Source organism: Sphingomonas sp. (assembly GCF_039594485.1).
Classification (GTDB): Bacteria; Pseudomonadota; Alphaproteobacteria; order Sphingomonadales; family Sphingomonadaceae; genus Sphingomonas.
In genome coordinates, this window is record NZ_JBCNNI010000063.1 from 1 (window position 1) to 9,329 (window position 9,329).

Annotated in this window: 9 protein-coding genes and 2 tRNA genes; 5 read left to right on the forward strand and 6 right to left on the reverse strand. The window is 65.4% G+C overall.

From position 1 onward, the window contains the following. Positions 1-436: 436 nt before the first annotated feature. Together cmk and aroA are read right to left on the reverse strand one after the other, a co-directional pair. Positions 437-1,072, reverse strand: coding sequence for a (d)CMP kinase (gene cmk, locus ABDV78_RS18880; RefSeq protein ID WP_343529002.1), 636 nt, complete (start codon positions 1,070-1,072; stop codon positions 437-439). Continuing rightward, entirely contained in the window at positions 1,069-2,400 is a 1,332-nt protein-coding gene (aroA, locus tag ABDV78_RS18885; protein WP_343529003.1) for a 3-phosphoshikimate 1-carboxyvinyltransferase, read from the reverse strand. Before aroA ends, cmk begins: the two co-directional genes overlap by 4 nt. Positions 2,401-2,495: 95 nt before the next feature. On the opposite strand from aroA, the gene ABDV78_RS18890 reads away from it, so the two are divergent. From ABDV78_RS18890 to ABDV78_RS18900, 3 genes are all read left to right on the forward strand, one after another. Continuing rightward, positions 2,496-2,819 (forward strand): TIGR02300 family protein, encoded by a 324-nt coding sequence (locus ABDV78_RS18890; protein ID WP_343529010.1) that lies wholly within the window; start codon positions 2,496-2,498, stop codon positions 2,817-2,819. A gap of 86 nt (positions 2,820-2,905) precedes the next feature. Further along, positions 2,906-2,981: transfer RNA gene (locus tag ABDV78_RS18895), tRNA-Ala, on the forward strand. A 75-nt stretch (positions 2,982-3,056) separates the two neighbouring features. After that, positions 3,057-3,132, forward strand: a tRNA-Ala gene (locus ABDV78_RS18900). 277 nt (positions 3,133-3,409) lie between these two features. Here ABDV78_RS18900 and ABDV78_RS18905 read toward each other — a convergent pair. The 4 genes from ABDV78_RS18905 to ABDV78_RS18920 all read right to left on the reverse strand — a co-directional run bounded on the left by ABDV78_RS18905 (position 3,410) and on the right by ABDV78_RS18920 (position 7,124). After that, complete coding sequence (locus ABDV78_RS18905) at positions 3,410-3,667, reverse strand: hypothetical protein (protein ID WP_343529004.1); 258 nt, start codon at positions 3,665-3,667, stop codon at positions 3,410-3,412. 5 nt (positions 3,668-3,672) lie between these two features. Then, positions 3,673-3,846, reverse strand: a complete 174-nt coding sequence (locus tag ABDV78_RS18910; RefSeq protein ID WP_343529005.1) for a hypothetical protein — start codon at positions 3,844-3,846, stop codon at positions 3,673-3,675. Between the two features lie 132 nt (positions 3,847-3,978). Then, on the reverse strand, positions 3,979-5,994 hold the full coding sequence (locus tag ABDV78_RS18915; protein WP_343529006.1) for a M3 family metallopeptidase: 2,016 nt from the start codon (positions 5,992-5,994) through the stop codon (positions 3,979-3,981). After that, positions 5,991-7,124: a pyridoxal-phosphate dependent enzyme gene (locus ABDV78_RS18920; RefSeq protein WP_343529007.1), complete on the reverse strand. Its 1,134-nt coding sequence runs from the start codon at positions 7,122-7,124 to the stop codon at positions 5,991-5,993. Before ABDV78_RS18920 ends, ABDV78_RS18915 begins: the two co-directional genes overlap by 4 nt. 115 nt (positions 7,125-7,239) lie before the next feature. Here ABDV78_RS18920 and ABDV78_RS18925 point away from each other — a divergent pair, with 115 nt between their 5' ends. Continuing rightward, positions 7,240-7,710 (forward strand): Lrp/AsnC family transcriptional regulator, encoded by a 471-nt coding sequence (locus tag ABDV78_RS18925; protein WP_343529008.1) that lies wholly within the window; start codon positions 7,240-7,242, stop codon positions 7,708-7,710. Between the two features lie 438 nt (positions 7,711-8,148). Further along, positions 8,149-9,147, forward strand: coding sequence for a bile acid:sodium symporter family protein (locus ABDV78_RS18930; RefSeq protein ID WP_343529009.1), 999 nt, complete (start codon positions 8,149-8,151; stop codon positions 9,145-9,147). The last annotated feature ends 182 nt before the right edge of the window (positions 9,148-9,329 follow it).

A 9,329-nucleotide genomic window follows, 5' to 3' on the forward strand; every position in this document is an offset into this window, starting at 1 on the left:
GACGGTGCCATGCACGACGCGACCCTCGAAGCTGTCGGCACCGCCGAACATGTCATCGAGCATCGCCGCGAAATCGTCGCGCGTGGGCTGGGGGTTGGTTGCCATAAAAGGGTTAGGTTCCTGAGAGTTTTTCACGTCGGGTCGGAGGCTTGCTTCCGACCTTTGGTGATGGCCGCGCCGACCCCATGCCGACGCCACCAAGCCCGAAGATGTGTCTGAATCACGGAAAAGCGGCGGTCCGCGAGAAATGCGGAAAGGACGTTGAGGACAAGGCCCCGCGTCAGCCTCTCCGCGGAACAGGGTCCGCGAGCGCGGGCTCCATAGCCGAAAAGGCGGTTTTGCGCAAGGTAAGGGGAGGGGGTGCCGCTCTCGATAGCGGGACACCCCTCCACCACCGCTTCGCGGCGGTCGCCTTCGCCTCGCGGGGGAGGGTTTTTTAGAGGCGCGCCTTTGTCGCGACCTGCGCGTCGACGAACTGGATGGCGCGGGCGACCGCCGCGTCGATCGTCAGGCTGGAGGTGTCCAGCGCCGCCGCATCCGCCGCCTGAGTCAACGGCGCCGTCGCCCGCCCGCTGTCCCGCTCGTCGCGGGCACGGATATCGGCCAGGACCTGTTCGAACGTCGCGGTGGAGCCGTTCGCGGCAAGTTCATTATGCCGTCGCCGCGCGCGCACCTGCGGGCTGGCCTTCACGAAGAGCTTGGCGTCGGCATCGGGCGCGATGACCGTACCGATGTCGCGCCCGTCGAGGATCGCGCCGCCGGGCTGGTTGGCGAAGCGCTTCTGCCGCTGGAGCAGGGCCGCGCGGACCAGCGGATGGGCCGAGACGATCGAGGCGAGCTTGCCCGTCTCGTCATCGCGAAGGATCGGCTCGGCGAGCAGGCTGTCGTCGAACCCACAGGCGGCGACCGCGTCGGCTTCCTTGGTCGGGTCGAGCCCCATGGTCCGCACCGTCGCCGCGACCGCGCGGTAGAGCAGACCGGTATCCAGATGCGGCAGCCCGTAATGCCGGGCGAGCGCGCGGGCGATGGTGCCCTTGCCGCTCGCCGCCGGGCCGTCGACCGCGATGATCATGACAGCGCTCCCAGCTTCTCGAGCGTGTCGAAGAAGACGGGATAGCTGGTGGCGACCGGCGCCGCGTCGTCCAGCGTGATCGGATCCCGCGCATTGAGCGCGGCGATGGTCATGCTCATCGCGATTCGGTGATCGAGCAGGGTCGCGATGGTCGCGCCGCCGGGAATGGGATCGCCGCCGGTGCCGGTCACGGCCATGCCGTCCTCATATTCCTGGCACCTCACACCGCATGCGCCCAGCGCATCGGCCATGGCGGTGATGCGATCCGACTCCTTCACCCGCAGTTCCTCGGCCCCGCGTGCGATGGTCGTGCCGCTGGCAAAGGCCGCCGCGACGAACAGCACGGGATATTCGTCGATCATGCTGGGCGTCAGTTCGGGGGGGACCTCGATGGCGGACAGGGGAGCGTGACGAACGCGAAGATCGGCAACCGGTTCGCCACCGACGATCCGCGAATCAAGCTCGGTGATGTCGGCGCCCATCATCTTCAGCGCGGCGATGATGCCGGTCCGCGTCGGGTTCATGCCGACATTGGTGATCGTCACATCCGCGCCCGGCACGATCGAACCAGCGACCAGCCAGAAGGCCGCGGACGAGGGATCCCCCGGCACGACGATATTTTGCGGCTTCAGTTCGGCCTCGCCGCGAATGGTGATGACCCGGCCCTCGGGCGAGGGAGCGACGGTCAGGTCGGCGCCGAAGCCCGCCAGCATCCGCTCGCTATGGTCGCGGGTCGCGATCGGCTCGATCACGACCGTCTCGCCCGGCGTGTTGAGCCCGGCCAGCAGAATCGCCGACTTCACCTGCGCCGAGGCGACGGGCAGGGTGTAGCGGATCGGCACCGCCGGGCTGATCCCGCGTACCATCAGCGGCAGGCGGCCGCCGGGCGTATCCTGGAACTGCGCACCCATTTGCGACAGCGGTTCGATGACGCGGCCCATCGGTCGCTTGGACAGCGACGCGTCGCCGATGAAGGTCGCGGTGATCGGATGGCTGGCGACCAGCCCCATCAGCAGGCGCGTCGACGTGCCCGAATTGCCCATGTCCAGCGCGCTTTCGGGCTGGAGCAACCCGCCCACGCCGACGCCGTGGATCACCCACACGCCGTCATCCTGCCGAACGATGTCCGCGCCCATCGCCCGCATCGCGGCGGCGGTGGCGAGCACGTCCTCACCTTCCAGCAGCCCCTGGACCCGGCTTTCGCCGACCGCGAGCGCGGATAGCATCAGCGAACGGTGGCTGATCGATTTGTCGCCCGGAACGGCGATGGTGCCGCGAAGGGCGGCGGCGGCTCGCACGATGCGAGGTTGGGGAAGAGTATGCGCCATGATGGCGCGGGCTTTTGACAGGCGGCTTGCGCTGTGGCAAGGCGCGCCCACTTTTCGCTCCGGCGGAAAACCCAATCCGAAAGGTGATGAACGGCATGATCAAGCCGGAATGGGGCACGAAGCGTACGTGCCCGAAATGCGCGACGCGCTTTTACGACCTCGAAAAGGACGACCCTGTGACCTGCATCAATTGCGGGACGCAGTGGGAGCCCGAACCCATCCTGAAGTCGAAGCAGCCCCTGCCGTTCGAGCAGGCCAAGGCCGAGAACAAGGAAGCCGACAGCGATCTGGCGGGCGGTGACGACGAAGATCTGGACATCACCGGTGAGGACGAAGAGCCCTCGCCCGACGATGAAGTCGATCTCGGCGGCGACGACGACCTGGGCGTGGAAACGTCCAGCGAGGACGACGAACACTAAGTTGTCCGATGGGCTCGGCGGGTGCTTGAAAAAAGTGCTTGCCGAGCCCCGGCGGCCCCGCTAGTGGGCTGCCTCCACAGCGGAACGGGGCCGTAGCTCAGCTGGGAGAGCGTCGCAATGGCATTGCGAAGGTCAGGGGTTCGATCCCCCTCGGCTCCACCATTCCGCCGGAATGTCAGTGTGATCTGATCCACTGACGGGCAGACCCGCTTCCCGCCGGGTCATGCCGACATCGATGGGGCCGTAGCTCAGCTGGGAGAGCGTCGCAATGGCATTGCGAAGGTCAGGGGTTCGATCCCCCTCGGCTCCACCATTTTTTCGATAGCAGCGTTCCATCCCGCCCGGGCAAAGACCTTGGGTGGTTTTTCGCATTTCCCGATCGATGCGGTCGTATTTAGCGTCCGCGAACGACGCGGAGAAGGTCTGTTCACCTCAAACCCTGGCACCGGCTGGCGGGGTGCGGGGCAGTAGTTCTCCATGAAACAAGATGGCGCCGGCTTTCGTCGGAGGCCAAGGCTCTTCGGGAAGGGAGGGGGGGATCAGACGACGGACAGCCGCCGCCGTATGTGATGAAAACCGGGTTGGCGGGGTCACCCATCAAGTCTGTCAGGCGAAAGCGGGCGACTTCGCGGGCCAGCGTCTAGGCCTCCACAGCCAGCTTGCGCGCGTTCGATCCCGCCCATCGCCTCGACCCCGTCGGCCAGTGTCTGATATTTGGTGGGTAGCCCGTCGAGCGAGGCGGTCAGGTCTCTTTTCGCCATCTCGTCGAACACCACGCCGCAGCGTTCGATGACCGCGCGGCACCCCGCCTGTTCGGCCTCGAAATAGGCGGCCAGCGCGATATCCATGTCGATCAGCGACGCTTTACCAGCGCGGTCGCGATCCTTGCGCGCCGACGCGCGCCGAACGGCCATAGCAGCCACCCGAGGATCAGCTTCGGCAGGACGAATGCCAGCATCCGCGCATAACCGCTGATATACCAGGCCGGGGCGAGCCCGATCCGCTCACGGCCTGTCCTCCATGCCATGATCTGATGTGGCAATGATGGTTATGAAGCCGTGGCGAATTCCGAAGTCGAGCGATTTTTTCCCCCAACCTACGTTGGTTGGGGGCGAAGCCGGAACGGGCCAGGTCGCCTGCGCGAACCCGGCCTCCGGTCTCAGGCCGCCAGACCGTGATGACGCAGCAACGCGTCCGGTTGCGGGGCGCGGCCCCGGAATGCCCGGAAATTCTCCGCCGCCGGACGGCTCGCCCCGCGTGCCAGAACCTCGCGGCGGAACCGGTCGCCGGCCGCCTGGCCTTCCTCGGCAAAGGCGGCGAAGGCGTCCGCCGACAACAATTCGGCCCAGAGATAGCTGTAATAGCCCGCCGCATAGCCGCCCGCGAAGATATGGCTGAAGCTGTGCGGGAAGCGGTTCCACTCCGGCGGGCGGATCACCGCCACCTCGTCGCGCACGGCATTCAGTACCTGCATCACCCGGCCGCCCTGCGCCGGATCATAATCCCGGTGCAACCGCAGGTCGAAGGTCGCGAACTCGATCTGGCGCAGGAGGAAGAGGCCCGCCTGGAACCGGCGCGCCGCCAGCATCTTGGCGAACAGTTCGTCGGGCAGGGGCTCGCCGGTTTCGACATGCGCCGACAGGTCGGTCAGCGTCGCGCGATCCCAGGCGAAATTCTCCATGAACTGGCTGGGCAGTTCGACCGCATCCCACTCGACACCCGAAATTCCCCCGATCGAGGGCAGGTCGACCTCGGTCAGCAGGTGATGCAGCACATGACCGAACTCGTGCAGCAGCGTGACGACGTCGCCATGCGCCAGCAGGGCAGGGGTGTCGCCGGTCGCGGGCGGGAAGTTGCAGGTCAGATAGGCGATCGGCCGGTGGAAACGATCGGCATCGCGGAAGCGCGGACGGCACACATCCATCCATGCGCCGCCACGCTTGCCCGCGCGGGCATGGAAGTCGCAATAGACGCCCGCGACGATCTGCCCGCTTGCATCCTGCACGTCATAATAGCGGACATCGTCGTTCCACACCGAAACGCCCGATCGCTCGACCAGGCGGATGCCATAGAGCCGCTCGATCAGCGCCACCGTGCCTTCCATCACGCGGGGCAGGGGGAAATAGGCGCGGATGGCCTCGCGATCGACGCCGAAACGCTCGCGGCGCATATGCTCGGCGACATAGCCCGTATCCCAGGGCTCCAGCTTGGCGATACCGAACTTTTCGGCGGCATAGGCGGTCGCCTCGGCCAGTTCGCGTTCCGCAAGGGGACGTGCCCGCGCGGCGAGATCGGACAGGAAGGCCAGCGCCTCGTCCGCCGACTGCGCCATCTTGGTCTCGACCGAGCGTGCGGCGGCGTCATTGAAGCCGAGCAGCCTGGCCGCCTCGTGGCGCAGTTCCAAAATGCGGTCGATGCGCGCGCTATTGTCATGCGCGGGATCGGCCGCCTGATCGGACGCGCGAGTGGCATAGGCCCTGGCGACGCGTGCGCGCAGATCGCGATGGTCGGCCTGGGTCAGGATCGCCTGCACGCTGGGTTCGCGAAGCGTGACGAGCCAGCCATCCAGCCCCTTCTCGGCGGCATAGGCGGCCAGGATCGCCTTGGCATTGTCCGTCAGGCCCGACAGCAGCGCTTCGTCGGTGACATGCTCGCTCCATGCCTCGGTCGAATCGAGCACCGCATTGCCGAACTCGGTGGACAGGCGGTTCAACTCGACACCGATTTCGCGGAAGCGCGCCTTGGCTGCATCGTCCAGCGCCAAACCCGACAGGCGGAAACCGCGACGCGCCAGTTCGACCGCACGCGCCTCCGCCTCGTTCAGCGGGGAAAGGTCGACCCGGTTGAACGCGGCGAACAGGCGCGGATCCTGCCCGGCCTCCAGCCCATATTCGGCCAGCATCGCCTGCGCCTCGGCAAAGGCGGCGCGGAGTTCGGGGGTGTCCGCCACCGAATGGAGATGTCCGGCGGGTGACCAGCCCCGCTCGATCGCGAAACCGGCGCGCTCGCTGGCCAATACCACATCGGCGAAGTCGCTCGCATTGGATCCGCCGATCCGGTCGGCGGCGGTGCGCGCGTCGGCGATCATGCTCTTGACGGCGGGGACCAGATGCTCGGGGCGGATGGCGGCGAAATCGGGAAGATCAGTATCGGCGAGCAGCGGATTGGTGGTCATTCGGCGTCCTTGAGCAACATGGTACGAAGCGACATTTCGGCAGCGTCGACGCTTTCGGCAAGCCCCTGACGTGCCAGCCAGTCGCGATCATGGTGGCAATCGGCATAGCGCGCGCCATGGTCGCAGATCAGCGTGGCGATCGATCCCGGGCGCCCCGCGGCCCGGATATCCAGCGCCAGCAGCGCGGCGGCGACGAAATTCGCGCCGGTCGACGGCCCCACCGGCCGCCCGAGCAGCTCGCTTGCCAACCGCATGCCCGCGATCGATACCGCATCGGGCAGCTTCATCATGCGGTCGACCGTGCCGGGCAGGAAGGACGGCTCGATCCTGGGGCGGCCGACCCCCTCGATCCGCGAAGGGGAGGGGCAGCAGGCCGCGGGATTCTGGTCGCGATATCCCTCGAAAAAGGCGCTATGCTCGACATCGGCGACGCATAGCCGGGTGGAAAGACCACGATAGCGGCAATGTCGCCCGATGGTCGCCGCGGTGCCGCCGGTCCCTGCGCCGACCACGATCCAGTCGGGAACAGCGTGCGGCTCGCCCGCCATCTGGGTCAGGATCGCGGAGGCGATGTTGTCGCAGCGCCAGTCCGTCGCGGGTGCGGCATTGGTGAACTGGTCCAGATAGACCCCGCCCAGCGCATCGGCCAGGTCGCGCGCCTCGTCATACAGGCGGTGCGGCTCCACCAGGTGGCACTGACCACCCTGCGCCTCGATCGCCCGGATCTTCGCGCGCGCGGTGCTGGCCGGCATGACCGCGTGGAAGGGAAGATCGAGCAGCCGCGCGAAATAGGCTTCGGACACGGCGGTCGACCCCGACGACGCCTCGATCAGCGGTCGTCCTTCACGAATCACGCCCGCGACGATTCCACCGGTGAACAGCGAGCGCGCCAGCCGGTGCTTCAGGCTGCCGGTCGGATGAGCGGATTCGTCCTTCATATAAAGGTCGATCGACGGTGCGGAGGGCAGCGCCAGAGCCAGCAGCGGCGTTTCCGGGCAGCGCCGTCGATCGCGATCGATGACCGCCATGGCCCTGGCGACGAATGCCTGGTCCACGGGCCGTTCGGCGACCGCGATCCCCAGCATTCTTGCGGCGATATCGGGTTCGATGGCTCGGGGTTGGACGGTCATCAACATGGCATTCCCTTCTTTATGCGAAAGGGATATGCGCATCGTAGTGCCAAGTCATACCAAAGTTTGTGCCATATCGGCTATATGATGGTGTGAAATTGCAGGAAGTCGCTTCATGATCGATAAAATCGACACAGCCATCCTCGCCCAGCTTCAGGAAGACGCCGGCATCTCGGTCGCGGATATCGCGTCGCGGGTGAACCTGTCCCAGAATGCCTGCTGGCGGCGTATCCGGCGGCTTGAGGAGGAGGGGGTGATCCTGCGTCGTGTCGCGCTGCTCGACCCGGCCAAGCTGGAAGCGGGGATGACGGTGTTCGTCAGTGTCCGCACCGCCGAGCATTCCGCCGCATGGCTCGATGAATTCGCCCGCGCGGTCAGCGCCATGCCCGAAGTGGTCGAATTCTACCGCATGGCTGGGGAGATCGACTATCTTCTCAAGATCCGCGTCGCCGATATCAAGGCCTATGATCGGGTCTATAAGCGGCTGATCGACCGCGTCCGCCTGGTGGATGTCAGTGCGGCCTTCGCGATGGAGGAGATCAAGAACAGCACCGCAATCCCCTTGCCGGGGGAGAATGGGCGATAGATTGCGTTTTTTGCAATTCAGTTTGCCGATGTTGCAATTGCGTTAATCCGTGCTGCGATGCACAAGGATCAGGCCTTTCAGGCATCCTCTCCTAAAAACTTTCCGGCCGGTCTTTGACCGGCCTTTTTTTTGGCCGTGTTTTCCCCTACGGAAAGCAGGCATCGTCGGCCAAATAAAGAACGAATCGAAAATCGGGAGTGGAAGCCGCCGGAAAGACCGGCATCGGCGTGACGATCGGGATGGGGGTCGAGCGATTCGGGCGATGCTCCCCCCATTTTCCATTCCCCCTTTTTGGGCTGGGCGAATCCTCGGGGCCTGTGTCTCGGCGCTTCGGCATGATCCTTGGCATGGGCAGCGATACTGACGTAATCGAGCGCATGGAATCGCGGCCTGGTGCACAGGCGCTGGTCGTCGGATTCTTCTGGTCTGGGATCGCCGATGTTTCAGCGTTTGTTCTCGATTTTCGAACCCTTCGTCCTTGCCCTGTTGGGAACCGTTCTCCTCGCGACAGTGCTTCCGGCACGGGGCGGCTTTGCCGTGTTCGCCGGGTATCTGGCGGATACCGGGATCGTCCTGCTGTTCTTTCTCCACGGGGCCAAGCTGTCACGGGATGCGATCTGGCAGGGAATGCGGAATTGGCCGCTGCATCTCGCGGTGCTGGCGGCGACTTTTGTCCTCTTCCCTTTATTGGGGCTGGCGCTGTCGCATCTGCCGGGAGTCGATCCCTCACTCGCGACCGGCATTTTGTTTCTGACCCTGCTGCCATCGACGGTCCAGTCGTCGATCGCCTTCACCGCGATCGCGCGGGGCAATGTGGCGGCGGCGATCTGTAGTGCATCCTTCTCCAACCTGATCGGCATCGTCCTGACCCCCGCGCTGGTGGCCTTACTGATGCGGGTCGATGGTGGGGGAGGGGTTTCGCTGGCGTCGGTGGAGGGTATCGTTCTGCAATTGCTGGCGCCGTTCGTCGCGGGGCATCTTCTGCGTCCGTGGATCGGTGCGTTCGTCGCGCGTCACAAATCGCTGCTGGGCATCGTCGATCGCGGATCGATCCTGCTCGTCGTCTATACGGCGTTCGGTGCTGCGGTGGTCGAAGGGCTTTGGTCGCGCGTGTCGCCGGGGGATCTGGGGCGGCTGATGCTGATCTGTCTGCTGCTGCTCGGTGTGATCCTGACGGCGACCTTCCTGACCGCGCGCGCCATGCGCCTGTCGCGGGAGGATGCGATCGTCCTGCAATTCTGTGGCTCGAAGAAGAGCCTGGCATCGGGCGTGCCAATGGCGGGCGTCTTGTTTCCGGCGGCGCAGGTGGGCGTCGTCCTGCTGCCGGTGATGCTGTTCCATCAGATCCAATTGATCGCCTGCGCCATGTTGGCGCGCCATTATGGCGCACAGGCTCCAGTGGAAGGCGAGGGCGCCCCGGAAAGCGCAGGAGTCTGACGACGGGATATTTCAGCTTTGCGCAATAAAAATGACCCTGATGTGAAAAAACGTGTTGACCGTAATGGAGGTGGGGCCTAGAGGGGTTTCACCGCGACGGAGCGGGCTGCTGCGGCGGCCTGGGTGTTGGCGGTACTGGCATTGAGATGCTGGCGCACGGAAGTTTCTAGGCCGGGAGGTTT

What these genes read in the sequence shown, in the direction of transcription:
- cmk (WP_343529002.1), bottom strand. Translation starts at nt 1,072, where the DNA reads ATGATCATCGCGGTCGACGGCCCGGCGGCGAGCGGCAAGGGCACCATC.
- aroA (WP_343529003.1), bottom strand. Translation starts at nt 2,400, where the DNA reads ATGGCGCATACTCTTCCCCAACCTCGCATCGTGCGAGCCGCCGCCGCC.
- ABDV78_RS18890 (WP_343529010.1), top strand. Translation starts at nt 2,496, where the DNA reads ATGATCAAGCCGGAATGGGGCACGAAGCGTACGTGCCCGAAATGCGCG.
- ABDV78_RS18905 (WP_343529004.1), bottom strand. Translation starts at nt 3,667, where the DNA reads ATGGATATCGCGCTGGCCGCCTATTTCGAGGCCGAACAGGCGGGGTGC.
- ABDV78_RS18910 (WP_343529005.1), bottom strand. Translation starts at nt 3,846, where the DNA reads ATGGCATGGAGGACAGGCCGTGAGCGGATCGGGCTCGCCCCGGCCTGG.
- ABDV78_RS18915 (WP_343529006.1), bottom strand. Translation starts at nt 5,994, where the DNA reads ATGACCACCAATCCGCTGCTCGCCGATACTGATCTTCCCGATTTCGCC.
- ABDV78_RS18920 (WP_343529007.1), bottom strand. Translation starts at nt 7,124, where the DNA reads ATGACCGTCCAACCCCGAGCCATCGAACCCGATATCGCCGCAAGAATG.
- ABDV78_RS18925 (WP_343529008.1), top strand. Translation starts at nt 7,240, where the DNA reads ATGATCGATAAAATCGACACAGCCATCCTCGCCCAGCTTCAGGAAGAC.
- ABDV78_RS18930 (WP_343529009.1), top strand. Translation starts at nt 8,149, where the DNA reads ATGTTTCAGCGTTTGTTCTCGATTTTCGAACCCTTCGTCCTTGCCCTG.